Here is a 24,904-nt window from a genome sequence, read left to right on the forward strand (position 1 = left end):
GTTTTCAGATGACTCAGCCCGCGCGGATCAGGCGAATCGCCTCGTCCCTCCCGAACAGGTAGAGCAGGATGCGCAGGGCCTGGCCGCGGTCGGAGGCCAGGTTGGGGTCGCGGGTGAGGATGAGGCTGGCATCGTCGCGGGCGGTTTCCATGAGGGCGCCGTGGTGTTCGGGGCGGACGAAGCGGAAGCCGGGCATGCCGGACTGGCGGATGCCGAGGAGCTCGCCGCCGCCGCGCAGTTTGAGGTCTTCCTCGGCGATGCGGAAGCCGTCCTCGGTTTCGCGCATGACGTTGAGGCGGGCCTTGGCGGTTTCGCCGAGCGGGCCCTTGAACAGCAGCACGCAGGATGAGGCCTTGGCGCCACGGCCGACGCGGCCGCGCAGCTGGTGCAGCTGGGCGAGGCCGAAGCGTTCGGCGTGCTCGATCACCATGATGGTGGCGTCCGGTACGTCGACACCCACTTCGATGACGGTGGTGGCCACCAGCACATGGGCCTCGCCGGACTTGAAGCGCGCCATGGCTGCGTCTTTCTCGGCGGGTTTCATGCGGCCGTGCACGAGGGCAACGTCGTCGCCGAAGAACTGGCGCAGATCCTGGAAACGCTCCTCGGCGGCGGCGAGGTCGCTGACCTCGCTTTCCTCGACCAGCGGGCAGACCCAATAGGCCTTGGCACCCTCCTGGGCGACCGCGAGGCGGATGCGGTCGACGATGGAGCCGAGGCGGTCGGCGGAGACGGTGACGGTGACGATGGGTTTGCGCCCCGCAGGCTTTTCGGTGAGCCGGGAGACGTCCATGTCGCCGAAATAGGCGAGCATCAGCGTGCGCGGGATCGGCGTGGCGGTCATGACCAGGAGGTCGGTCTTCTGGCCCTTGCCGGTGAGGGCCAGTCGCTGGTGCACGCCGAAGCGGTGCTGCTCGTCGACGACGGCCAGCGTCAGGTTGGCGAAATCGACCGACTGCTGGAACAGGGCGTGGGTGCCGACGACGATGTCGACTTCGCCGGACGCGATGCACTCCAGCGTTTCGCGGCGGCCCTTGCCCTTGTCCGAGCCGGTGAGCAGGGCGACGCGGAGGCCGGCCTTGTCGGCGATGGCGCCGATGGACTGGGCGTGCTGGCGGGCGAGCAACTCGGTGGGGGCCATGATGGCGGCTTGCCCGCCGGCCTCGACGCAGGCAGCGGCGGCGAACAGAGCCACCATGGTCTTGCCTGAGCCGACATCGCCCTGGATGAGCCGGATCATGCGATTGGGGGCAGCGAGATCGGCGAGCACGTCGGCGATGGCGGCTTCCTGCGAGCCGGTGAGGGCGAAGGGCAGGGCGGCGCGCAGCTTCGCGGCGATGGTGCCAGTGGGCCGGTTTTGGCGCTGCAGGACGGTTTTCAGCGACTTGCGGACGAGGGCGAGGGCCAACTGCGAGGCCAGGAGCTCGTCATAGGCGAGGCGGGCGAGCGAGGGGCTGTCGTCGGCAAACTCGGCGTTGCTCTCGGGCTTGTGCAGGTGGTGGAGGACGGTGGCAAAATCGCTCCAGCCTTCGCGCGCCTTGTGGGCCGGGTCGAGCCATTCGGGCAGGGCGGGCAGGCGGGCGAGTGCCGCGTCGGCGAGCTTCATGAGGAGGCGCGAAGTGACGCCCTCTGTCATGGGATAGACCGGCTCCATGCGCGGCAGCTTGTGTGCTTCGGCCTCGGGCACCACGTGGTCGGGGTGGTTCATCTGCGGCGCGCCGTTGAACCATTCGATCTTGCCGGAGATCAGCACGGTTTCGCCGACCGGATAGAGCTTTTCCATCCAGCCCTTCTCGGCGCGGAAATAGGTGAGCGCCATCTCGCCGCTCTCGTCATGAACGAAGACGCGATAGGGCGCGCGCGTGCCGGGCGGCGTCGCCTTGTGGCGGTCGACGCGGACACGCAGCGTGACGATGGCCCCTTCCGGGGCGGTGGCGATCATCGCCTCGCGGCTGCGGTCGATCAGATAGCTCGGGATATGGAACAGGACGTCGAGCACCGCGGCCTCGCGGGCGGTTTCTCCGGCGGGCCCAATGAGGCGCGCGACCTTGGGCGCAAGCTTGGGACCGAGGCCCGGCAGGGCGGTCAAGGACTGGAACAGCGGGTTGAGGATGTCGGGGCGCATGGCGCCAAGGGTAAGGCGATTCTGGCTGCGGCGGCAAAAGGACGGTCAGCGGTTCAGGCTGCGGCGTTCAGCCAGGCGCGCAGATTGTCGGAAAGGCGGTCGCGCAGGGGGCGCTGCGCGGGCCTCGCAAAATCGAGAGCGAGCGCCTGCAGGATAAGTCCGATGATGCCTTCGACCTGGATGTCGATGGCGACGTCCTTGCGGAAGACGCGCATGTAGAGCCAGGCGCCGACGATGCGCTCGAGGCGGCTGAAGGCCTTGGCAATCGGGCTGGCGTCGCCGTCCGTCACGGCACCGAAGCGGCGGAACACCAGATCGACGACATGGCGCTCGCTGCCCAGGACCGCGATCAGCGGCATCAGGGCTTCGACCAGTCCAGCGACATCGCGGGGCGGGGGGAGGGCTTCGAGGGCGTCAAGGCAGGTGTCGAGGCGGGCGCCGACGAGTGTTTCGAGCAGCGTGTCCTTGTCGCGGAAGTGGGCAAAGAAGGTGCCCTTGGCGACGCCGGCGCGCGCCACGACATCCTCGACGCGCAGGGCAGCGTAGCCTGCTTCGCCGATGACCTCCGTGGCAACCACCAGCAGGCGGGCGCGGGTTTGCAGGGTTCGCTGTTGGACGGACTTGGCCATGTCGGGACTATGACAATAAATTTGACCGCGGTCAAAATAAAATCCGGGAAATATGACTGCGGTCATTTTTACTGGCGAACCTGCCGGATCGCCGGCTTGTGTGGCCGGCTGTGTTTGGCGCGTATGGTCGCGGCGGGGGAGTGGCTGGCGTCGCGTTGTCCGGGGAAGGGCGGTGCTGACGCCCCCACGGTGAAGGCCGTCTCGTTCGCTCGGCGGCGCGTCGATAGCGTCGAGATCCTGATGTTCAGAAACTTGATAAGCGGTTCTCCGGAAGGGATTTACCATGACCGGCTGCCGGCAGATGGTTCCCGTCTGGACTGAAGGGGTGGAAGTGTCACCCTGGGCTCGTTTGTCCCTTGGCTTTGTGCACCAGGATATGCCGGAATTCCGGTCATTCCGTGGCATTTTGCGGTTTGCGCCACATGGCTGGCGCCCTTGGCACTGCGCGCAATGGTTTGGTCGATTTGCTGGAGCTGGTGTTAAGGTTGATCTCTCCGGCGGTCGCTTACAGCACCGAACGTCTAGTCAGAAACGCATATTTATGCGTAATGCATATATTGCATTAACAACGGAAATCGCACTGGGTGTATACATTTCTGGTCATACAATTCCTGAATGCAGGATTCCGAGTTTTTCCCCTCAAAAAAATGTAACGACTATGCTTTACGCGACATTAAACTTTTTCCCCTGATTTGATGGATTTGGAAGGGCAATAATTAAAAAGCTTCCTCGACTCCACCGGAATATATAAACAAAAGGCATGTATCTAGAATTGTAATCAACATTTAATTTGCATTGTTTACATTAACCATGCTTATACTGCGAGTCAGCTATGCATTTTTGCTTTGGTAGCGCGGTTAATGGCTTAAAATCGCGTTGACACGGTCGGTGAATGTGACTGAAAATCATATTCAGAGACGACGATGTGTGCCGATCCAAGGAACGCAATCGTCTTTTCTTTTTGTTTTCGCAGTCCACTTGAATGGATTGTCTTCGCTTCCGGCGAATGTTGTTCCGTAAGAGGGGCGTGAAGAAATGTCATATTTGATCGTGATCTTGCTATTTGTCCTATGTGCGATTGTTGTCTTTATATATGTGGCCGTGGCTGCAGGGTTTATACTTCTGTCCCTGCACGAGCTCGTCTCGACCTCTCGGCTGACGTGGCGCAAGGGCATGGTGGCGGCTGGACTTGGGATTGTGTGGCCTGTGACGCTGAGTGTTGCCGTCTATCAGATCCGACGAAGCGAGAGGCGTGTGAACAAGCCTCAACGCGTCTGATCTTGCGCCGAGTTCCGTGCGTGTCGTGACTGGGAGCGCCTCAGGCGCCTCCGCCTTCTCCTTGAGCTGAGCTGCTGGTTCTTTGCCGATGATGACCCAAGGCGAAATATGCGCCGAAAATGTTAGTCGGCGTACCAAAGCTCCGCGGCCGGAGCCAAAACAGCAACACTGATTCCGAGCTTCGCGGCCTTCCGGCGAAAGGCATATCGGGAGCGGCGCTCGACGACTTCCCGTAAAGGAGGCGCCGAGTGGCGCATGGTGAGATATCGAATGAAAAATCTATCCAAGCAAAATCGGGGCGAGTAGCCCGCGAGACCACTGAAACGTCAACTGTCCTATCCGTGAGAGGGAGCCATGACAGACTTAATTCGCGAAAACTACGTGTATATCGGAAGTGCATCCGACGTGATGTATTTTGCCTTCTGTCTGATCGCGCCGTTAGCCTGCGTGTTTCTGTCGTTTTATTTCGGCAGAGTTACGTCTCGCTATCCGAAATAGGGGGACGCGCCGGAACTCGGCGTGTCCGTCAATCAGTCCGGGATTTGAACAGCATTTCGGGCTGTCTCATGCCTGCCGGGTTCGGCAGGTTGCGTTTCAAGGTGCCATCTGGGCGACTTGAGGCGTCTTTGCTGAAAGGTCAGGGAAATGACGCGGTTCTGGCTGCCCGCTTGACTTCCGCCGCGCCTTCCCGTTCTTTCCGCCGGATTACTCTTCAGAGGACCTGAGATCATGACCACCGCTTTCATCTTTCCTGGTCAGGGCAGCCAGGCTGTTGGCATGGGCAAGGCGCTTGCCGATCAGTATCCCGCCGCCAAGGCGGTGTTCGACGAGGTTGACGCAGCGCTTGGTGAGAAGCTGTCGGACATCATCTTCAATGGTCCCGAGGATCAGCTGACGCTGACTGCAAACACCCAGCCCGCGTTGACGGCAGTCAGCCTGGCCGCGCTTCGGGCGCTGGAAGCGGAAGGTATCGCGCTCAAGGATCACGCGGCTTTTGTCGCCGGTCACTCGCTTGGTGAATATTCGGCGCTGGCCGCCGCCGGCGCATTGACCGCTGGCGATGCAGCCAAGCTGCTGCGCGCACGCGGCGCGGCGATGCAGAAGGCGGTGCCGGTGGGCGAAGGCGCCATGGCGGCTCTGCTCGGACTTGATTTTGATGCAGCCGTGGAAGTGGCTGCCGAGGCGGCGCAGGGCGAAGTCTGCCAGGCGGCCAATGACAATGCTCCGGGGCAGGTGGTTGTTTCCGGAGCCAAGGCGGCGGTGACGCGCGCTGTCGAGATCGCCAAGGGACGCGGCGCCAAGCGGGCCATGTTGCTCAACGTATCAGCCCCCTTCCATTGCGCGCTGATGGCGCCGGCGGCCGATGTGATGGCGGAAGCCCTGGCGGCAGCCACGATTCTGGCGCCGGTGGTGCCGGTGTTCGCCAATGTGACGGCAGCACCGACTTCGAATCCGGTCGAGATCCGCAACCAGTTGGTGGCGCAGGTCACGGGGACCGTGCGTTGGCGCGAGAGCGTCGCAGCGCTGGTGGTCGGCGGCACGGGCAAGTTCGTGGAAGTCGGCGCCGGCAAGGTGCTGTGCGGCCTCGTCAAGCGCATTGCGCCGGAAGCGCAGTCGGCCAACTTCGGCGCCCCGACTGATCTCGACGCCGTCAAGGCGCTGCTCGGGATCATATGATTTCGGACGGGCGCCGGGCCAGCCGTTGCGGTTGACCCGGCGCTTGTTCGCATTGCGTCAGGCAGCTGAAGCTGTTGCGTTCAGGTGGGGCAAGGGTTCGGCGCATTCTTCCGCCACCGCTTCAAACACGCGCACCAGATCCTGGTCCAGGCGCGTGTCCATAGTTTTCAGAATGGCATAGGCCTCGTCGACCGGCTTGGGGCGCTTGTACGCCCGCTTTTCGATCAAGGCCGAGAAGATGTCGCAGATGGTGATGATGCGGGTGGCGTCATTGATCTGCCGCCCTGCGATGCCGCGCGGGTAACCACTGCCATCGAGATACTCGTGGTGGCTGTGAGCGACTTCGGCGATTTCCTGGGTGATGTTCTCGCGGTCGAGCAGCATGGCATAGCCGTCGACCGGATGACGATTGATGATGGTTCGCTCGGCCGGCGACAATGCGCCTGGCTTGTCGAGAATGGCCAGAGGGACGCGCGCCTTGCCGACGTCGTGAAAGAAGGCAGCGTCGAAGATGCGATTGCGGTCGGCTGCGCTGAAGCCGAGCCTGGTCGCGAATTTCAAGGAAATGCCGGACACCAGGCTGCAGTGCTGAGCGGTGTCGTCATGATAGTTCTGGATGGTTTCCACCCAGAAGGGCAAAGGCGTGACGGCGAAAAGGTTCTCGATGGCCTCATGCGCTTCATTCGACAGCGTCCGGTTGATGACGGTGAGATCATGTCGGATGCGCTGGAACAGCTCGACGGTGGACTCGAACAAGGCGTTGAAGCTGTTGGACCGGAAGGCCCTGAGGCGAGCGGCGTCATGTGTACTCTCCGGCTCGATCTGGGCGATCAGATAGAACAGGCTCTCGATGCGCTGGCTGGCGCTGGCCGTATACCGGTAGCCCATGCGGTCGATCTTGGAATAGCCGGAGGGGCTGATCCGCGAGAAGTAGATCACCGTTCTGGCTGCGTGCTGGCGCAGGTGCGGCTCGTTGATCTGGCGCAGAAACGCCTCGTCGACGTCTTCCGTGACGATGACGTTGATGTCGCGGGCTGACTGCGCTGACCAGGAATGGCAGGTATCCAGAGGATGGTTCGAGATCTGGAAGCCGTAACTGAACAGTATCTTTTCGATCGCAAGTGCAGCGACCGATCGATGAGAGATGACGTGAATATGGTAAGACTTCGGCATTGCAAGATCCGCTTGAGACAGCCTCTTGCTACCGATCGGGTCTTCAGAAACTCGTTACGGGCACACGAAAAAAGTGTGACTTCCATTTAACTTTAAGAGCCAGTTAGGCCGCATTGAGAAACATCGGGGTGTCTGCAGGAGCCTGCGTTTCCCCAGGTCGAATCGCAAGAAAAGGCGTGTTAGCCGGGGGCAAGGCACAAGGCGCTCGAGCGAACGCGTCTCCTTCAGATTGAGAGACCTGAGCCGGGTGCCTCAACCGGTCACCGCTACCAGACCCGGGTGTGGCTGGATTTCAAAATCACCACCGGCGAACTCGGTGGCGACAGCTTCGAACACCTTGACGAGGTCCTGGTCGATCTTGGTCTCCATGGACTTCAGGATGTCGTAGGCGGCGGACACGGACATGGGGGGCTTGTAGGAGCGCTTCTCTACGAGGGCGGCGAAGATGTCGCAAATGGTCAGAATGCGCGTCAGGTCGTCGATGGACGCCGCCGAGATGCCGTTGGGATAGCCCGAACCATCCAGATATTCGTGGTGATTGAGGGCGGCTCGCGCAATTTCGCCCGACAGGTCGGGCTTCTGCATCAGGATATCGAATCCCAAGGTCGTGTGCATGCACATGATCTTGCGTTCTTCACTGTTCAACGCGCCTGGCTTGTCGAGAATGGAGAGCGGGATCTTGGCCTTGCCGATGTCGTGGAAATAGGCGCTGTCGAAGATGCGGCTGCGGTCGCGGGTGTTGAGGCCAAGGCGCGTCGCGAATCTGAGGGCGACGCCGGAGACAAGGCTGCAGTGCTGGGCGGTGCCGTCGTGATAGTTCTGGACCATGTCCAGCCAATGCGGCATCGGGGTGACGTGCATCAGGCCGGAGAAGTTGTCCTCAGCCTGGTGAGCCATGGACAGTTCGATGGTTTCGACGTCATTGCGCAACCGATCAAACAGCGCCGTGGTTTCGGCGTAAATCTTGTTCGAGTGCTCGTCGCGCGTCTGGCAGCGTTCCTTTGCCTTGCGCATGAGCGCCGGATCGATCTGATTGATCAGATAGATCAGGTTGTCGATGCTCTGGGTCGACGTACTGATATAGATGTAGCCGTTGCGATCGAGCGTGGCGAAGGCTTCCGATCGAATGCGGCTGAGGAAAACGATCGTACGTTTGGCGTGATCTGCCAGCGGGCTATGCAGGATCTTGCTGAGAAACGGGCCGGAAATGTCCTGACCGACGATGATCAGCACGTCGGTTGCCCGCAGGTCTTGCCAAAGCGTGGCTGTGACCGCCAAGTGCACCGCTGTGCTCAATCCGAGAGAGGACAGCGTGCGCTCTATGGTTTGTGCGCCGGAACGACTTTCCGAGAGTATATGAACCTTCTGGTTCTGCATGAATCGCTTCCTGCCGTGGTCCAAATCGAGGGTGGACCCAATTCGCTGGGGGCTACGCTAGCCGCAGAAGGTAAAGCTATACTGAATTGAATACAATTTTTTGCATGAAAGATGCATCTGCTGGCTTTTGTCGGTTTTTTGGTAAATACGTCTGAGAGTTGATGCTGGATATACGATTACAGATTGTTTTATGCATGTTGCGTCGTTGCTGTGGGGCACAGTTCGCCGAACCCCTTTCATGATTGTGTCAACTTCGGATCGAGCAAACCGGTGCTGGCGCTGGCGTTTCGGATGTCGCGCCACCTCATGCGTGCCGGTGTCGTGAGGAAGGGGCGTTCCGGCCGCACGGGGAATGAGAAAAATGATGTGGTATTATATTACGCAACTCATAACCCTTTGATTTATAACGTGTCACCTGGCTTCCTGTCGCTTGACTTCTTTGTCGAGGCCCCCTATAGAGAGCCCCGACGGCGGGACCCAGGCTTGGGCCCCGCTTCTTCGTTGCCGAAAGGCGCGAAGGAACCCGATGAACTGGCCGGTTTCCGGCCCAACATGAACGGTAACGCCAATGAAGACCTTTACGGCGACACCGGCGACGATCGAGAAGAAGTGGATCCTGATCGACGCCGAGGGCCTCGTGGTCGGCCGTCTCGCGACGGTGATCGCGAACCGCCTGCGCGGCAAGCACAAGGCCTCCTACACCCCGCACATGGACGATGGTGACAATGTCATCGTCATCAATGCGGCCAAGGTGGTCCTCACCGGTCGGAAGTACACCGACAAGACCTATTACTGGCACACCGGCTATATCGGCGGCATCAAGGAGCGCAAGGCGCGCCAGATCCTCGAAGGCCGCTTCCCCGAGCGCGTGCTCGAGAAGGCCGTGGAGCGCATGATTCCGGAAGGTCCGCTGGGCCGCCGTCAGCTCTCCAATCTGCGCGTTTATGGTGGTGCCGAGCACCCGCATGCTGCGCAGTCTCCCGAAGTGCTCGACGTCAAGTCGATGAACAAGATGAACACGAGGGGCTAATCGATGGCTGATCTTTCCTCCCTCGCCGATCTCGGTGCCACGGCGGCTGTTGTCGTCGAAGCGCCGGTGCATGTCCAGAAGCTGGACAAGTTCGGCCGCGCCTATGCTACCGGCAAGCGCAAGAACGCCGTCGCCCGCGTGTGGATCAAGCCGGGCTCCGGCAAGATCATCGTGAACGACAAGGACTTCACCGCCTATTTCGGTCGCCCGGTGCTGCAGATGATCGTGCAGCAGCCGATCTACGCCGCTGCCCGTGATGGTCAGTTCGACGTGATCGCCACGGTTGCCGGCGGTGGTCTCTCCGGTCAGGCCGGTGCCATCCGTCATGGCATCTCCAAGGCTCTGACCTATTACGAGCCGGGCCTGCGCGGCGTGCTCAAGAAGCTTGGCTTCCTGACCCGCGACAGCCGCGTCGTCGAGCGCAAGAAGTACGGCCGCGCCAAGGCTCGCCGCAGCTTCCAGTTCTCGAAGCGCTGATCGGTCTGTCCGATATTGGAATGCCGGTCGGTTGGCCGGCATTCTCTTTTCAAAGCCCCGGCCATGCGCCGGGGCTTTTTGCATTTGGGCCGGGTAAATGGAGTTTGCCGATGACAGGGCTGACGTTTCGGCGGGCAACCGCGGAGGATCGGGACACGCTTGCGGAACTGCATTCGCGCGTATGGCAGACAGTCATGGCCGAGCTGGCGCCGCCCGAAGCGCTCGCCCGTCTCGATGAGGCGCATCGGCGCAAGCAATGGGCCCGCGTTCTGGCCGAACCTCGCCAGGATGAGTGTGTTCTGCTGGCTGAAAGAGATGGCAGAGCCGTCGCAATGGGGGCTGCCGGATCACCCCTGCACCCAGCCTTCGAGGGGCGAGGTGAACTCCGCGCCATCGATGTGGATGGTGCCTGTCAGAGACAGGGCATCGGACGCCAGCTGATCGGGAGATTGGCGCAGCATCTCATCCAATGCGGATACGATCGGATCGGGCTCTCTGTGGTCGAAGGGAACCTGCCGGCCATTGCCTTCTATGAAGCGCTCGGCGGGCGGATTGTCGGGCACTATACCGACCTGGGGCCGATCTGGAAGTCGCAGGATCTGGTGATGGCTTGGGATGAGCGCGACGACGTCCTGCGTCTCGCTGCGTGTTGAGGTCGGTCAGGCAGGTTCCCCAGTCGTCGTCCGGGTCCCGGCCAGAAACCGTTGCGGCGGCAGGCCGAAGTGTTGGCGGAAGGAGGCGACGAAGGCGCTGGGGCTGGCGTAGCCGAGCGAATAGGCGATGGCGGTGCTGCTCTCGCCGCGATTGAGGCGCTCGATCGAGCGGAGGAGCCGCAGGCGCGTGCGCCAGGCGCGGAAGGACAGGCCGGTTTCGCTGCTGAACAGGCGCTCGACCGTGCGCGTTGAAGCGCCGGCGCGTTCGGCCAGTTCGGCGAGGGCGCTTGTATCGTCCGGGTTGGCGTTGAGGTGGCGGGTGATGCGGATGAGGCGCGGATCGCGGCCGCCGGGCAGGCTCAGTGGCGCTTCAGCGAGGGCATCGATCTCGTCGACGATGACGGCGCCGAGGTTGCGGATGCGCGTGTCATGCGGCTGGCTCAGATCGAGCGACGTCATGCGCAGCACCAGTTGGTGCAGGAGCGGCGTCATCATCACCACGGAACAGCGGCCGGCAGCGTAGTCGTCCGGACGGATGGCAACGTCGGGGTGGAAATAGAGATTGCGCAGTTCCGCGTCGGTTTCGATGATGACCTGATGCGGCACGCCGCTCGGGACCCAGACGGCGTGGCTTGGCGGGACGATCCAGATGTTGTCGTTGCTGAGGAGGCGCAGCACCCCCTCGACGCCCCAGGCGAGCTGGGCGCGCGGGTGCGAGTGGGGCAGGACACCGTGCCCGGCCTGCATGCGGATGGAACGTGCGAGTACGGGCCTGGCCGGATCGAGATCCCCGGTTGCTTCAGAAGGCTCCGAGAATGGCGGGTCGGCGACATGCTTTGTCATGATGATGGTCTAACGCAAAAGGCGCCGGATCGCTAGAGTGGGACAGCTATCGGGGGCAGGGTGCCTCCGTCCCTCCAGGATGTCGGTGCGTGATGTCGAAGCCTGCCTTGCCCAAACTGCCCTTTGTCGTGTTTATCGCCTGCCTGGTGGCCGGTGTCGCCGTTGCGATCGTGCGGCCCGGAGGGCTGACCGGGGCGGAATCCTTTACCGTTGGGGCGGTGCTGGTGACGCTGTCCCTGTGGGGGACGGCCCTGGTGCCAGGCTATGTCGCCAGCATGATCTTCTTCGCGCTGGTGCTGGTGGGCGGCGTGGCCAAGCCGGACCTGGTGTTCTCTGGATTCGCTTCGTCGGCGGTGTGGCTGATCATCTCCGGTGCGGTGATTGGGGCTGCAATCGCGGTGTCAGGGTTGGGCGACCGGCTGGCCCGGGCGATGGCGCCGGCACTGACAACCAGCTATCCGCGGCTGATCGGTGGGCTGATGGCAGTGTCGGCCCTTCTGGGCTTCCTGATGCCGTCGTCGGTGGGGCGGGCGGTGGTGATGGTGCCGATCGGCATGGCGCTGGCTGATCGTTGCGGTCTCGCCAAGGGCTCGAAGGGGCGCAGCGGTGTGGCGGCGATCCTGGCGCTCGGATGCAACATGCCGAGCTTTGCGATCCTCACGTCGAACATCCCCAACATGGTGCTGTCAGGCTCGGCCGAGACGATTCTGGGGCTGCACCTCGGCTACATGAACTATCTGGTGCTGCACTATCCGATCCTGGGGCTGGTCAAGGCGGTGCTGGCGGTGTGGCTGGTGCTGCGGCTGTTTCCGGACGCGGTGCGCACTGGTGCGGCGGTGGTCGAAAGTGGTGCGGAGACGGCAAAGACTGTGGATTTCCGGCAATATCGGGTGGCGGCGCTGCTGTTGGTGACCCTGGCCTTCTGGATGACCGACACGTTGCACGGGGTGAACTCGGCCTGGGTTGGCATTGTCGCGGCGGTGCTGCTGATGCTGCCGGGCATCGGCGTGGTGGATCAGCAGCGCTTCAAGACATCGGTGGATTTTGGCCTGGTGTTGTTCGTGGCCGGTGCGCTGGCGCTGGGCTCGGTGGTGAATGCCTCCGGTCTCGGGCGGATGATGGGTGAGGGGCTGCAGGCGCTGATGCCGCTGGCGCCGGGGCGGGACTTTGTGAACTTCGTGTCGCTGGCGGTGATCTCCTGCATCACGGGTCTGTTCACAACGGTACCGAGCCTGCCGGCCGTATTGACGCCACTGGCCGAACAGTTTGCGGCCGCGACCGGCTTCAGCCGCGAGGCCGTGGTGATGAGCGAAGTGATCGGCTTCTCGACGGTGCTGTTTCCCTATCAGGTGGTGCCGCTGATCGTGGCGATGCAGCTCGCAGGCGAGCGGACCAACCACCTGGTGCGCGTGACGCTGCCGTTGGCCGCCATCACTTTCCTCGTCCTGGTGCCGCTCGATTTCCTGTGGTGGAAGCTGCTCGGCTGGATCTGAGCGCCGGCCGAGACCCTTGCGGGTTTCGACACGGCACTTGGGCGAGGCGGGTCAGTCCTTCAACACCACGCCCGGAGGATCGGGCGGCAGGGGGATGAACTCGGTCTCGCCGACGATCTCGGGGAAGCGGCGGGCGCGCCAATCGGCCTTGGCCGCTTCGATCCGGTCGCGTGAAGAAGAGACGAAGTTCCAGAAGACGTGGCGCTTTTCCGGGAAGGGCTCGCCACCGATGACGGCGAGGTGCGCGCCGTGCGGAGCCGATATCACGATTTCGGCGCCGGGCTTGAAGACAACCAGACGACCCGGCTCGAAGGCGCCGGTCTGGCCCTCCACCTCTACGGTTCCGGAGATGACATAGAGGCCGCGCTCGGCGTGTTCGGCGGGAATCTTGAATCGCGCCCCGGGCACGACGACGAGATCGGCCTGCATCAGGTCGGAATAGACCGGAACCGGCGACGTCAGGCCGAAGCCGGCGCCAGCAACCAGGGTGAGTTTGGCGCCATCGCCTTCGGTGACCGGCAGCGAGGGGGCGTCGTGGTGGGTGAAGCCGGGCGCGCGGTCTTCCTCGGAGCGCGGCAGGGCGACCCAGATCTGCAGGCCGGACAGCCGTCCGCCGCGGGCATGCATGGGCTCCGGAAAGCGTTCCGAATGGACGATGCCGCTACCGGCCGTCATCCAGTTGACCTCGCCGGAGCGGATGGTTTCGAAATGGCCGGCGCTGTCGCGGTGAACGATCTCTCCCTCGAAGAGATAGGTGAGCGTCGAAAGGCCGATATGCGGATGAGGGCGAATGTCCTCCACCTGTCCCGGGCCGAACAGGGTGGGACCGAACTGGTCGAGAAAGATGAAGGGTCCGACCATGCGGCGCAGGCGCGAGGGCAAGGCGCGGCGGACTTCGAAGCCGCCACCGAGATCATGCACTGTGGGCAGGATCACCTGATCGACGGGAGAATCGGCGGGGGCGGAAGACAGGCTCATGGGGACCTCGTCGATGGGAGAAGTGGCACGGCGCCAAATATGCAGGCAGCATCCGAAAGACAGGTGAAAGGCTTGTCCAGTCACGCTTTCGCGAGGAGCGGAATTAACTGCGGGGCGGTGACGGGGACATGAGCGCCGGAAACGCGGGGCCTGTGGAAAATACGGCTCGGAAAAATACTTATATCGATTTAAAAACAAAAACAGGGCCGAAGCCCTGTTTTCAAGTTCCGCGTGTCATCCCATAAAGCAAACCGGCTAAATGACCTCCCAATCAACCAGTAAGCGGCAGCGATTTACGCGCCTATACGGGACTATCCTCCCAAGACTCAGACCGCGATGCTTGGAACGCACATTTTTTACCTATAAAGCGACCCCATTGACTGGAGCATTACGCTGTGTGGCAGTGCGTTCCTTGTTTATGGTGGGTACCATACACATAGTTTTTTCGTTTGTCATCATTTTGTGCACAAGCAGCTGCATTTTTTTGCGCCCAAAATCGAGATGCGGAATCGGTCCCAAGGCGGTCCGCTTTCACGATATTTCTGCAGTTGGCGATTGCCGGTTCTGGTTGTGATTTTCCCTGCAGTTCTGCCAATTTGTGAGGATTTTGTGGTGTTCCGTTTGGCGTCTTGACCAAATTGCGGAGCGCCAAACTTTCATGACCCTGCCCGCAGCGTCCCGCTCTTGTGTTTTGAGCGGTAATGCGCTTTTTGTGTGCCGCGTTTTGTCGAGTGAACACGAGGATTCCATGCGTCTCAGCCGCTATTTCCTGCCCATTCTCAAAGAGGCTCCCAAAGAGGCCGAGATCGTATCGCACCGTCTGATGCTGCGCGCCGGCATGATGCGCCAGCAGGCAGCCGGCATCTACTCGTGGCTGCCGCTCGGCTACAAGGTTCTGATGAAGATCGAGCAGATCGTGCGCGAGGAGCAGAATCGCTCCGGCGCCATCGAGCTGATGATGCCGACCATCCAGTCGGCCGACCTGTGGCGCGAAAGCGGGCGCTATGACGCCTATGGCAAGGAGATGCTGCGCATCACCGACCGTCATGAGCGCGAGATGCTCTTCGGGCCGACCAACGAAGAGATGATCACCGACATCTTCCGCACCTATGTGCGTTCCTATCGCGATCTGCCGCTCAATCTCTATCATATCCAGTGGAAGTTCCGCGACGAGGTGCGTCCCCGCTTCGGCGTGATGCGCGGGCGCGAGTTCCTGATGAAGGACGCCTATTCCTTCGACGTCGACCAGGCGGCGGCCGAGAAGGCCTATGCCAAGATGTTCGTCGCCTACCTTCGCACCTACAAGCGTCTCGGCCTGACGGCGATCCCGATGCGGGCCGACACAGGCCCGATCGGCGGCAACCTCAGCCACGAGTTCATCATCCTGGCGTCGACCGGTGAGAGCGCGGTGTTCTGCGACAAGGAACTGCTGGATACGCCGGTGCCCGGCGAAGACGTGGATTTCGACGCGGACATGAAGCCGATCGTCGAGAGCTTCACCAACAAGTATGCCGCCACCGAAGAGATGCACGACGAGGCCGCCTTCAACGCGCTGCCGGAAGACCGGCGCGTTTCGGCGCGCGGCATCGAAGTGGGCCACATCTTCTATTTCGGCACCAAGTATTCCGAGCCGATGGGCGCCAAGGTTGCGATGCCGGATGGCACCGAGAAGCCGGTGCACATGGGCTCCTATGGTGTGGGCGTGTCGCGTCTGATCGGCGCGCTGATCGAGGCCAACCATGACGATGCCGGCATCATCTGGCCGGAGTCGGTGGCACCGTTCGGGGCCGGCATCATCAACCTGCGTCCGGGCGATGCGGCCGTGGATGCGGCCTGCGACAAGGCCTATGCCGAACTCAGCAAGGCCGGGCTCGATCCGCTCTATGACGACACCGACGCGCGCCCCGGCGCCAAGTTCGCCTCGATGGACCTGATCGGTCTGCCCTGGCAGATCATCGTCGGGCCGAAGGGGCTGGCCGATGGTGTGGTCGAGCTCAAGTATCGCCGTACCGGCGAAAAGCAGCTGGTTTCTCTGGATGCGGCGATTGCACGCGTCACAGAAAAGGCCTGATTGTCGGAAAGAAGACGACTCCAGTCACCCAATCCGTGGATAGGGCTCGCGCGACCCCTCTGGGTCGCGCCTGTTTTTGATAGTCTGGTCGGGTTCGGAGTTTGTCCCCGGTGAGTCGGCGGTCGCGCGTGCGGCAACGGCGGCACCTCACGGGTTGGAGGTATTGGATGAGCGAGGCGAAAGCGGGGCGGCCCTTTGCCCCCTTCGAATGGAAGCTGGCCGGGCGCTATCTCAAGTCGCGCCGCAAGGAAGCCTTCATTTCCGTGATCGCCGGATTTTCATTCGTCGGCATCATGCTGGGGGTGATGACGCTGATCGTCGTGATGGCCGTGATGAACGGCTTCCGCGGCCAGCTCATGGAGAAGATCCTCGGTATCAACGGTCATGCGGTGGTGCAGCCGATCGATACGCCGCTGACCGATTATGATTCCGTCACGGACCGTCTGTCCAAGGTGGATGGAGTGAAGCTGGCCATGCCTTTCGTGGAGGGGCAGGTGCTGGCGTCGGGGCCGGCTGGCGCCTTTGGTGTTCTGGTGCGTGGCGTGCATGCCGCGGACCTGCAGAAGATGCCGCTGCTGACCGGGCCTGAGCATGTGACTCTCGGCAGCTTCGACAATTTCGACAATGGCGCTGGGATTGCCATCGGCGAGCGCCTGGCCGAAAGCCTGGGCGTGACCGTGGGCGACAAGGTGACGTTGATCAGCCCCAAGGGGCAGGCGACGGCGCTGGGCACGACACCGCGCGTCAAGACCTATCCGATCAACGCCGTGTTCAAGATCGGCATGAGCGAATATGACTCGACCTTCGTTTTCCTGCCGATGGCGGAGGCGCAGAAGTATTTCATGATGGATGGCAAGGTCAGTGCCATCGACGTGTTCGTGAACGATCCCGACAATATCGGTCCGATCAAGGACAAGCTGACCATCGCGACGGAGCGTCCGGTGCTGATCACCGACTGGCGCCAGCGCAACGTGACCTTCTTCTCTGCGCTCGAAGTGGAGCGCAACGTGATGTTCATGATCCTGACCCTGATCGTGCTGGTGGCGGCGCTGAACATCGTCTCCGGCATGACCATGCTGGTGAAGGACAAGGGCCATGACATCGCCATTCTGCGCACCATGGGCGCGACGCGCGGAGCAATCCTCCGGGTGTTCCTGATGACCGGATCGGCCATCGGCGTGGCTGGCACGATTGCGGGCTTCCTGCTGGGGCTTGTCATCTGCCTCAACATCGAGAGCATCCGCCAGTTCATTTCCTGGCTGACGACAACCGAGCTGTTCTCGCCGGAGCTCTATTATCTCAGCAAGCTGCCGGCGGAGATGCAGATGGGTGAAACGGTGTCGGTGCTGCTGATGGCCTTGGCGCTGTCCTTCCTGGCAACCGTATATCCGGCCTGGAAGGCCGCTCGCCTCGACCCCGTCGACGCCCTGAGATACGAGTGATGGTGACCATGGAAACGCTGATCACCGGCGTCGAGCCGCCGATCCTCAAGCTTGACGGCATCGAGAAGTCCTACAAGGAAGGCGAGGGCACCTTGCCGATCCTGAAGGGCTGTGACTTCAACCTGTTCGCCGGCGAGATCACGGCGCTGGTGGCGCCGTCGGGCGCGGGCAAGTCGACGCTGCTGCATATCACGGGGCTGCTCGAGAAGCCGGACAAGGGCGAGATCACGCTTGGCGGCAGGGCCTGCGGCAAGCTGGACGACAAGGCGCGCACGGCGATCCGGCGCAATGACATCGGCTTCGTCTATCAGTTTCACCATCTACTGCCGGAGTTCACGGCGGTGGAGAATCTGATGATCCCGATGATGATCGCGGGCGTGGACAAGAAGGAAGCGCGCAAGCGCGGCCTGGAACTGCTCGCCTACATGCGGCTTGAGAAGCGCGCCAGCCATACGCCGGCGGAGCTTTCCGGCGGCGAGCGGCAGCGGGTGGCGATCGCTCGTGCGGTGGCCAATGCCCCCAAGGTGCTGCTGGCCGACGAGCCGACCGGCAACCTCGACCCCAAGACGTCGCATTACGTGTTTGAAGCGCTGGAAGCCCTGGTGCGGGCGACTGGGCTTGCCGCCATCATCGCCACGCACAATCACGAACTGGCTCGGCGCATGGATCGCCGGATCACGCTCGAAGACGGCAAGATCATCGAGCTGGAGTGACGGGGCAACCGGTCAGAGGCGGCTGGCAGGTCTTGTCTCCAGCAGGCCAGGGCCTTGGCCCGATCGCTTCGTTTTTGAGCCTAGCTAAAATAAGGGCGGCGAAAGGTCATCACACCTCTCGCCGCCCGATTTCATTCGTCTTGAGGCGCCTGAAGCGCCGATCAGTTCCGGTAAGCCACCATGGCGCTGTTCCAGGAAACGCCATTGTTCTGGATGCGGAAGATCATCGTGCCCGGCTTGGCAGCCTGTTCGACGCGACCGGCGAACTTGAAGGTCGAGCCGAGGAAGGTCGCCGAGCCCGTGAGCTTGCAGTCGGCGCTGACCGACGAACTGAACTTGGCGGTGTAGGATCGATTGGCGCTCAGGTTCTTGCAGTTCGCCGAGATGCCGCCGGATGTGTTGACGTTGGCCGTGCACATGTCCTCGCCGTCCGTCCCGAGGAAGGTCCAGCTTCCGGCCAGGCTCGCGGTGGTGCAGGCGGCGTTGGCATTGCCAATCCCAAGAGCGAACAGGGCAGCGACGATTGGGGTGATCTTCATGTGACTCTCCATATACTTGGGTTCAATGTTGCAAATCTGTGAGCGGGCTCGCTTACAGAGCCCAAAATGACGTTTGGCTGGGCATCAGGCCCGTCCCCTCAAGGAGACTGCAAGGCGAAGTGTTCGAGCCCCTCCATGAGCTCAAGGGGCAAGCCTCACCGTACAAATCCATTGGAGGGGCAGGCCGCGAGGGTGGGGCATCAGTGGCCGCAGATCAAGCGCCTCAGATCCAGATTGTCCGATCCAGACAAATTTAGACGCTCGCCGCCGACTGGCCGCAATTGCAGGGAAAAGCTCTCCAACGAAACCGCCTTGTCGCATCCCCCGATGAGGATCTCATGACGGCAGCGCTTGGAGTCGCGTTTCCGCTCGTGAGAGGGTTTTGTTTCTTCCCCGCTTCCGTCCCCTGCCAATCGCGCGAGGAGAGGACTAGAATGGGGTGAGTCCAACTTGAAGTCGCCCACATGGTGACTGTCGCGCGTTTCGCTGGAGCCAAAATGTCCCGCATTGCCTATGTCAACGGTCGCTACATTCTTCACTCAGATGCCTCAGTGCATATCGAAGATCGGGGATATCAGTTTGCGGATGGCGTCTACGAGGCCTGCCAGATTCAGGATGGTGCCATCATCGATGTTCGGCGGCATCTCGATCGCCTGGACCGGTCGCTTTATGAGCTCGACATGGACTCGCCGATGGAACGAGGCCCGCTGGTGGCGGTGCTGCGCGAAGTGGCGCGGCGCAATCGCGTGCGTGACGGACTGCTCTATCTGCAGGTGACGCGTGGTGTGGCGCCGCGCGATCATGCTTTCCCGAAGGATGCAGTGCCGTCGCTGGTGGTGACGGCCAAGTCGATCAATCCGGCCGGAGCGCAGGGCAGGTTCGAGAAGGGTGTCTCGGTGGTGACGGTGGCCGACAACCGTTGGGACCGGGTCGACATCAAGACCGTGGGGCTGCTGCCAAACGTGTTGGCCAAGCAGAAGGCGCGTGCGGCCGGCGCCTATGAGGCCTTCTTCGTGGACAAGGACGGCTTCGTGACGGAAGGCTCGTCGACCAACGCCTGGATCGTTACCAAGGATGGCAAGCTGGTGACGCGGCCGGCTGAGCACGGCATCCTGCGCGGCATCACCCGCACGGTGGTGCTGGATCTTGCCGCGGCAGAAGGTCTTGCGGTGGAAGAGCGGCCCTTCACGGTGGAAGAAGCGCAGACGGCGAAGGAAGTGTTCATCACGGCTGCATCGACGATTCTCGTTCCCGTGGTGCGGATCGATGATCGCACCGTGGCAAATGGCGAGCCCGGCCTGACGGTTGCCCGGCTGCGCAGTCGCTTCCAGGAGTTCGCCGAGAGGACCCCGATTTGAGGGCGCATCAGGCTACCGCATCGGGCAAATTTGTCACAGACTGATACAAAGGCGAGGGACAGCGGCGGCGAATGGTGGTGAAATGCATTCGCGACTGGAAATTTCCCTGACCGCCGGACTACAAAATCAGGGTTCGGGATGTCGTCCGACACGAATCCTGAAGACTGATGTCAACGATACGAAGTCGAAAAGGCCGAGCAAAAAAATGGCTGAGCGAGCCCAAAATCTGCAGGACACGTTTCTGAACCATGTCCGCAAGAACAAGATTTCGCTGACGATTTTCCTCATCAACGGTGTGAAGCTGCAGGGTGTCGTGACGTGGTTTGATAACTTCTGCGTCCTGCTTCGCCGCGATGGGCATTCGCAACTCGTCTACAAGCACGCGATTTCGACCATCATGCCGGCGCAGCCGTTGGCCCTGTTCGAGGGGAACGAGGAAGCCAGCTGATCCTTGAAGTCGAGACATTGACGACGGTGTGCGATGTGCCGGTCGCATGCCGTCGCTTGCATTTGTATTGAATGTCCTGCCTTTCGTGCCCATGTGAGACGGGCTGCGATGTAGCGGTCCGCAGGCTTTGTCGGGACGCGTTGAGCAGTTGCAGGACGCCGCCGATTGGCGGCGCGTGAGATATTTATAGCCCGTGCGGGAGACGATCTGCCTGAGTGCGGAGCACGGGCCATTGGGCTGACAGGCCCATCGGGAGGTCGCTTGACCCAAGAAACAGATTCTGAAGCCGACGAACACGAGGTGCGCGGGCCGCGTCGGAGCATCGACCGGCAGGCGGTGCGATCGCGGGCGCTTGTGTTGGTGCCCGATTTGCGCGTGCGCCCAAGCAAGGAGGCAGCGGAAGCCGCTCAGGCCGTCCGCGATCTGGATGCGCGCGTTGATGAGGCCTATGGCCTGGCGTTGGCCATCGATCTCGACGTTGTCGATCGCTTTGCCGTGTCCATCAGCCAGGCCAAGCCAGCGACGCTGTTTGGTTCGGGCAAGGTGGAGGATATCGCGGCCAAGGTGAAGGAGGGGGACGTCGATCTTGTGATCGTCGACCATGCTCTCACGCCAATCCAGCAGCGCAATCTCGAAAAGGCCTGGAACGCCAAGGTGATCGACCGTACAGGTCTGATCCTGGAGATCTTCGGCGAACGGGCGCGGACGCGAGAAGGCCGGTTGCAGGTCGAACTGGCGCATCTGCAATATCAGAAGTCGCGACTGGTGCGGTCCTGGACCCACCTTGAGCGGCAGCGCGGTGGTTTCGGCTTCCTCGGTGGTCCCGGTGAAACGCAGATCGAAGCGGACCGTCGGCAGCTGCAGGAAAAGATCTCGCGGCTTGAGGAAGAGCTGGACCAGGTGCGCCGGACGCGCGACCTGCACCGTCGGCAGCGCAAGAAGGCGCCGCATCCGGTGGTGGCGCTGGTCGGCTATACCAACGCCGGCAAGTCGACGCTGTTCAACAGGCTGACCAATTCCGACGTGTTTGCCAAGGACCTGCTGTTCGCCACGCTGGATCCCACGCTCAGGCGGATCAAGCTGCCGCACGGCACCGACGCGATCCTGTCGGACACGGTGGGATTCATCTCCAACCTGCCGACGCATCTGGTGGCCGCTTTCCGGGCGACGCTGGAAGAAGTGATCGAGGCGTCGATCATCCTGCATGTACGCGACATTTCCCACAAGGACACCGAAGCGCAGGCGCAGGACGTGGCCGATGTGCTGAAGCAGCTTGGTCTCGATCCCGACGACCGGGTGCGCGTGATCGAAGTGTGGAACAAGATCGATGCCGTTGAAGACGGGCGTCGGGAAACGCTGCTGGCGCAGGCCGCAACGACCGGGCCGGATGGCCAGGAACGGCATGTGGTGTCGGCCTTGACTGGCGAGGGGCTGCCGGCCCTGCTCGAGGCCATCGAGGGGCGGCTCTTGGGCGACAGGCCGGTGCATCGTCTGACACTGGATCCGAGCGACGGCGCGGCGCTTGCCTGGCTCTATGGCCATGGCGAGGTGCTGGAGCGGGACGATCGTGGCGAGGACGGCCTGAAGCTGGCTGTCCGCGTGGCTGAGAAGTTCCAGGATGCCTTCATGGCGCGCTACGGGACCATGCTGCAGGACAAGCCTGAACTTCAGGATCATGAAATCACGCAAGAGTGAGACAGTCTTGAAGACCTGACTCGGGCATATGGCGTTAATCAGCATTCAGTTGGTTCGTTCAAATGGATGCTGAGATCATGGGTAACCTGACGCGACGGTCTTTTCTTGCTGCAATGCCTCTGGCGCTGACTGCCTGTGCGACCACGGGCGCTCCAGTCGTGCCGATTGCCAAGCCGATTGCCTCGGGCGAGCCCGGAATCCGGCGCTATCCGTTGCCGTCCGCGCAGTTTGTTTCGATGTATGGCGAAGTCGAGGACGGCGGATTTGTTGTGCCGGCGGCTGACCTGACACTGATCAATCCGGCGTTCCTGCGGCAGGAGGTGGACTATCCGACAGATGAAGCGGTCGGTACGCTGATCGTCGATACCCCGAACCGCTATCTCTATCTCGTCATGGAAGGCGGTCGTGCGCTGCGCTACGGCGTCGGCGTGGGACGCGAGGGCTTCACCTGGAATGGTCGGGCGGTGATCCGCCGCAAGGCGCAATGGCCGAGCTGGCACCCGCCGGTGGAAATGCAGGCGCGCGATCCCAAGGCGGCGCTCTGGGCCAACGGCATGCCCGGTGGTCCGGACAATCCACTCGGCGCGCGGGCGCACTATCTCTATCAGGGCAAGGTGGACACGCTCTATCGCATCCACGGGACCAGTCAGCCCTGGACCATCGGCACCAATGTGTCCTCGGGCTGCATTCGCCTGATCAATCAGGACGTGATGCACCTTTATGAACGGGTACCCGTGGGGACCGAAGTGCTGGTGTTGCCGGCCGATGGCGGCGCGACGGCCGGTGCCTGATTTTCGAGGAAAAACAAAGGGGGCGCAGCTGATGGCTGCGCCCCCAATTTTTGTCCGCGCGGTCGCTCAGCCCATGCGTTCGGAGGCGTAGGAGCCAGGCGAGGCGGGGAAGACGACAGTACGGTTGCCGTTGATGAAGGTGCGGTGATGGATATGCGCGTGAATGGCGCGCGCCAGCACCTGGCTTTCCACGTCGCGCCCGATGGAGACGTAGTCCTCGGCCGACTGGGCGTGGGTGACGCGGGCGACGTCCTGCTCGATGATCGGGCCTTCGTCGAGGTCGGCCGTGACGTAATGGGCCGTGGCGCCGATCAGCTTCACGCCGCGCTCGAAAGCCTGCTTGTAGGGGTTGGCGCCCTTGAAGGACGGCAGGAAGGAGTGGTGGATGTTGATGATCCGGCCCGACATCTTCTTGCACAGATCGTCCGAGAGCACCTGCATGTAGCGGGCGAGGACAATGAGTTCGGTGCCGGTCTGCTCGACCACGTCCATCAGGTGAGCTTCAGCCAGAGGCTTGTTCTCTTTGGTAACCTTGATGTGGTGGAAGGGAATGTCGTGGTTGACGACCACCTTCTGGTAATCGAAGTGGTTGGACACCACGCCGACGATATCGATGGGCAGGGCGCCGATCTTCCAGCGATAGAGCAGGTCGTTGAGGCAATGGCCGAAGCGCGAGACCATCAGCATCACCTTCATGCGCTCGGTGGAGTCGTGCAGGTTCAGTGACATGCTGAAGCGCTCGGCGATGGGCGCAAAGCCGGCCTGCAAGTGATCCAGCGTCTTGCCTTCTTCGGACATGAAGGAGACGCGCATGAAGAACTTGCCGGTGCTGAGATCGTCAAACTGCGAGCTGTCGACGATGTTGCATCCCTCGGCGGCGAGATAGCCGGAGATGGCGGCAACGATGCCGCGTGTCGTCGGGCATGAAACCGTCAGAACATACTGACTCATCAACGTGCGATCCTGTTCTCGTGACCCGACCGGAACGACCGGGATTATCGGAAAATCTCTCTATCGCGGGACGATGGGCCGGGACAAGCCGCAAGGTGGCCGCGTCAATGACTGTGTCGATTTAGTGCAAGGCGTGAGCCTGCTTGTCGGTGTGTTCTCCCAAGTTGGGCGGACGGGAGCATGGCAATTCGCGACTTCGGGAAAATACGCAAAATTTGCGCACGACCCCTGGAGGTGAGGCCGCTAGGATTCGTCCTGTCCGGTCGCAAGGCAGATCGGAACCCAATTGCTCTGACGTCAGATGGAGGCGCTCGCCATGTCCACCTTGATCCTGCCCGGCCTCTATGGCTCCGGACCTGACCACTGGCAGCGGCTCTGGGCGCGAGAGATTGCGGGCGCAAAGGTTGTTGAACAGGCCAACTGGGACCTGCCCAACTTTGATGACTGGCTGAGGACCGCGGCTGCTGCAGTGGAGGCGCATCCGGGAGCGGTTCTGGTTGGCCATAGCCTTGGTGCCATCCTGGCGGCGCATCTCCTGGTGCGGCGGCCGGACCTTGATATCGCCGGCGCCTTGCTGGTGGCTCCGGCAGACGTGGATCGTCACTGTCGAACCCCTGGGCTTGGCGGATTTGCACCGCTTCCGCTCGCTCCCTTGAATGTACGCGCGGTTGTGGTTGCCAGCAGAAATGATTCCTGGATGGCTTATCCCCGTGCGAAGGCGCTGGCGCGCATGTGGGAAGCGGAACTTCACGATGCCGGTCGGCTCGGGCATATCAACGCGTCCTCCGGCCTTGGTGGTTGGGAGGCGGGCAAGGCGCTTCTGGCGCGTGTGAATGGCAAGGGCGTGCAAGGTGGCGTTGCCCACCGCGTGTCCAGTAGTGATCAGGCGTTTGCGGCGGCCTTCTGATCGAAGGACAGCAATACGTTCGTGCGGGCGTCGTCTCGGCTTGGACCGAGGCGGCGCCCGTGGTGTTTGTGCGGACGCCGATTTACGTGGTGACCATGATATCCAAAGCGCTTGGCATTTGATGAAATGCTTGGCGAAGCTATCGAATTTTTGGGAGACAAAAGATCGATCGCGCGCCATAGTAGCCATGATCGGCGATTGCCTGCGGTGGCTACCTGGTCGAGGGGATGGAGTGGTGATTGATGGAGAACTTCCC

The 24,904-nt window shown here is 61.9% G+C and carries 22 protein-coding genes; 14 read left to right on the forward strand and 8 right to left on the reverse strand.

Annotated features, from left to right (window positions below; genetic code table 11):
• Positions 1 to 13: 13 nt before the first annotated feature.
• Complete coding sequence (recG, locus tag L2I41_RS01250; RefSeq protein ID WP_237151680.1) at positions 14 to 2,125, reverse strand: ATP-dependent DNA helicase RecG; 2,112 nt, start codon at positions 2,123 to 2,125, stop codon at positions 14 to 16.
• Between the two features lie 53 nt (positions 2,126 to 2,178).
• Positions 2,179 to 2,754 (reverse strand): TetR/AcrR family transcriptional regulator, encoded by a 576-nt coding sequence (locus L2I41_RS01255; RefSeq protein WP_237151681.1) that lies wholly within the window; start codon positions 2,752 to 2,754, stop codon positions 2,179 to 2,181.
• A 283-nt stretch (positions 2,755 to 3,037) separates the two neighbouring features.
• On the opposite strand from L2I41_RS01255, the gene L2I41_RS01260 reads away from it, so the two are divergent.
• Together L2I41_RS01260 and fabD are read left to right on the forward strand one after the other, a co-directional pair.
• Positions 3,038 to 3,445 (forward strand): hypothetical protein, encoded by a 408-nt coding sequence (locus tag L2I41_RS01260; RefSeq protein WP_237151682.1) that lies wholly within the window; start codon positions 3,038 to 3,040, stop codon positions 3,443 to 3,445.
• 1,316 nt (positions 3,446 to 4,761) lie between these two features.
• Entirely contained in the window at positions 4,762 to 5,709 is a 948-nt protein-coding gene (gene fabD, locus L2I41_RS01265; protein ID WP_237151683.1) for an ACP S-malonyltransferase, read from the forward strand.
• 57 nt (positions 5,710 to 5,766) lie between these two features.
• Here the strand turns inward: fabD and L2I41_RS01270 are convergent, their stop codons facing one another.
• Positions 5,767 to 6,882: an HD-GYP domain-containing protein gene (locus L2I41_RS01270; RefSeq protein WP_237151684.1), complete on the reverse strand. Its 1,116-nt coding sequence runs from the start codon at positions 6,880 to 6,882 to the stop codon at positions 5,767 to 5,769.
• Between the two features lie 252 nt (positions 6,883 to 7,134).
• On the reverse strand, positions 7,135 to 8,259 hold the full coding sequence (locus L2I41_RS01275; protein WP_237151685.1) for an HD-GYP domain-containing protein: 1,125 nt from the start codon (positions 8,257 to 8,259) through the stop codon (positions 7,135 to 7,137).
• Between the two features lie 568 nt (positions 8,260 to 8,827).
• Here L2I41_RS01275 and rplM point away from each other — a divergent pair.
• The 3 genes from rplM (at position 8,828) to L2I41_RS01290 (ending at position 10,419) form a co-directional block, all read left to right on the forward strand.
• Positions 8,828 to 9,289 (forward strand): 50S ribosomal protein L13, encoded by a 462-nt coding sequence (gene rplM / locus L2I41_RS01280; RefSeq protein WP_237151686.1) that lies wholly within the window; start codon positions 8,828 to 8,830, stop codon positions 9,287 to 9,289.
• Positions 9,290 to 9,292: 3 nt separating this feature from the next.
• Positions 9,293 to 9,766 (forward strand): 30S ribosomal protein S9, encoded by a 474-nt coding sequence (gene rpsI / locus L2I41_RS01285; RefSeq protein ID WP_237151687.1) that lies wholly within the window; start codon positions 9,293 to 9,295, stop codon positions 9,764 to 9,766.
• 110 nt (positions 9,767 to 9,876) lie between these two features.
• On the forward strand, positions 9,877 to 10,419 hold the full coding sequence (locus L2I41_RS01290; RefSeq protein ID WP_237151688.1) for a GNAT family N-acetyltransferase: 543 nt from the start codon (positions 9,877 to 9,879) through the stop codon (positions 10,417 to 10,419).
• A 6-nt stretch (positions 10,420 to 10,425) separates the two neighbouring features.
• On the opposite strand, the gene L2I41_RS01295 is transcribed toward L2I41_RS01290, so the two are convergent.
• Positions 10,426 to 11,262 carry an AraC family transcriptional regulator gene (locus L2I41_RS01295; RefSeq protein WP_237151689.1) on the reverse strand — a complete coding sequence of 279 codons (837 nt, stop codon included), beginning with the start codon at positions 11,260 to 11,262 and terminating at the stop codon, positions 10,426 to 10,428.
• A 92-nt stretch (positions 11,263 to 11,354) separates the two neighbouring features.
• On the opposite strand from L2I41_RS01295, the gene L2I41_RS01300 reads away from it, so the two are divergent.
• Entirely contained in the window at positions 11,355 to 12,755 is a 1,401-nt protein-coding gene (locus L2I41_RS01300) for an SLC13 family permease (RefSeq protein WP_237151690.1), read from the forward strand.
• A gap of 51 nt (positions 12,756 to 12,806) precedes the next feature.
• Here the strand turns inward: L2I41_RS01300 and L2I41_RS01305 are convergent, their stop codons facing one another.
• On the reverse strand, positions 12,807 to 13,733 hold the full coding sequence (locus L2I41_RS01305) for a pirin family protein (protein ID WP_237151691.1): 927 nt from the start codon (positions 13,731 to 13,733) through the stop codon (positions 12,807 to 12,809).
• A gap of 748 nt (positions 13,734 to 14,481) precedes the next feature.
• Here L2I41_RS01305 and proS point away from each other — a divergent pair.
• The 3 genes from proS to L2I41_RS01320 all read left to right on the forward strand — a co-directional run bounded on the left by proS (position 14,482) and on the right by L2I41_RS01320 (position 17,959).
• Positions 14,482 to 15,804: a proline--tRNA ligase gene (proS, locus tag L2I41_RS01310; protein WP_237151692.1), complete on the forward strand. Its 1,323-nt coding sequence runs from the start codon at positions 14,482 to 14,484 to the stop codon at positions 15,802 to 15,804.
• A gap of 167 nt (positions 15,805 to 15,971) precedes the next feature.
• Entirely contained in the window at positions 15,972 to 17,246 is a 1,275-nt protein-coding gene (locus tag L2I41_RS01315) for a lipoprotein-releasing ABC transporter permease subunit (protein ID WP_237151693.1), read from the forward strand.
• Complete coding sequence (locus tag L2I41_RS01320; RefSeq protein WP_237151694.1) at positions 17,246 to 17,959, forward strand: ABC transporter ATP-binding protein; 714 nt, start codon at positions 17,246 to 17,248, stop codon at positions 17,957 to 17,959. The genes L2I41_RS01315 and L2I41_RS01320 overlap by 1 nt, the downstream gene beginning before the upstream one ends.
• A gap of 161 nt (positions 17,960 to 18,120) precedes the next feature.
• On the opposite strand, the gene L2I41_RS01325 is transcribed toward L2I41_RS01320, so the two are convergent.
• Positions 18,121 to 18,498: a hypothetical protein gene (locus tag L2I41_RS01325; RefSeq protein WP_237151695.1), complete on the reverse strand. Its 378-nt coding sequence runs from the start codon at positions 18,496 to 18,498 to the stop codon at positions 18,121 to 18,123.
• A gap of 497 nt (positions 18,499 to 18,995) precedes the next feature.
• On the opposite strand from L2I41_RS01325, the gene L2I41_RS01330 reads away from it, so the two are divergent.
• The 4 genes from L2I41_RS01330 (at position 18,996) to L2I41_RS01345 (ending at position 22,790) form a co-directional block, all read left to right on the forward strand.
• On the forward strand, positions 18,996 to 19,856 hold the full coding sequence (locus L2I41_RS01330) for a D-amino-acid transaminase (protein WP_237151696.1): 861 nt from the start codon (positions 18,996 to 18,998) through the stop codon (positions 19,854 to 19,856).
• A gap of 205 nt (positions 19,857 to 20,061) precedes the next feature.
• A complete protein-coding gene (gene hfq, locus L2I41_RS01335) occupies positions 20,062 to 20,304 on the forward strand; it encodes an RNA chaperone Hfq (protein WP_237151908.1) in 243 nt (80 codons plus the stop codon).
• Between the two features lie 261 nt (positions 20,305 to 20,565).
• Positions 20,566 to 21,999, forward strand: coding sequence for a GTPase HflX (gene hflX, locus L2I41_RS01340; protein ID WP_390633667.1), 1,434 nt, complete (start codon positions 20,566 to 20,568; stop codon positions 21,997 to 21,999).
• A 158-nt stretch (positions 22,000 to 22,157) separates the two neighbouring features.
• Complete coding sequence (locus tag L2I41_RS01345) at positions 22,158 to 22,790, forward strand: L,D-transpeptidase (protein WP_313791115.1); 633 nt, start codon at positions 22,158 to 22,160, stop codon at positions 22,788 to 22,790.
• A gap of 66 nt (positions 22,791 to 22,856) precedes the next feature.
• Here the strand turns inward: L2I41_RS01345 and purU are convergent, their stop codons facing one another.
• Positions 22,857 to 23,741 carry a formyltetrahydrofolate deformylase gene (purU, locus tag L2I41_RS01350; RefSeq protein WP_237151698.1) on the reverse strand — a complete coding sequence of 295 codons (885 nt, stop codon included), beginning with the start codon at positions 23,739 to 23,741 and terminating at the stop codon, positions 22,857 to 22,859.
• Positions 23,742 to 24,057: 316 nt separating this feature from the next.
• Here purU and L2I41_RS01355 point away from each other — a divergent pair, with 316 nt between their 5' ends.
• A complete protein-coding gene (locus tag L2I41_RS01355) occupies positions 24,058 to 24,648 on the forward strand; it encodes an RBBP9/YdeN family alpha/beta hydrolase (protein ID WP_237151699.1) in 591 nt (196 codons plus the stop codon).
• Positions 24,649 to 24,904: the final 256 nt, after the last annotated feature.

The sequence above is a fragment of the Oryzibacter oryziterrae genome (assembly GCF_021864535.1).
Classification (GTDB): domain Bacteria; phylum Pseudomonadota; class Alphaproteobacteria; order Rhizobiales; family Pleomorphomonadaceae; genus Pleomorphomonas; species Pleomorphomonas oryziterrae.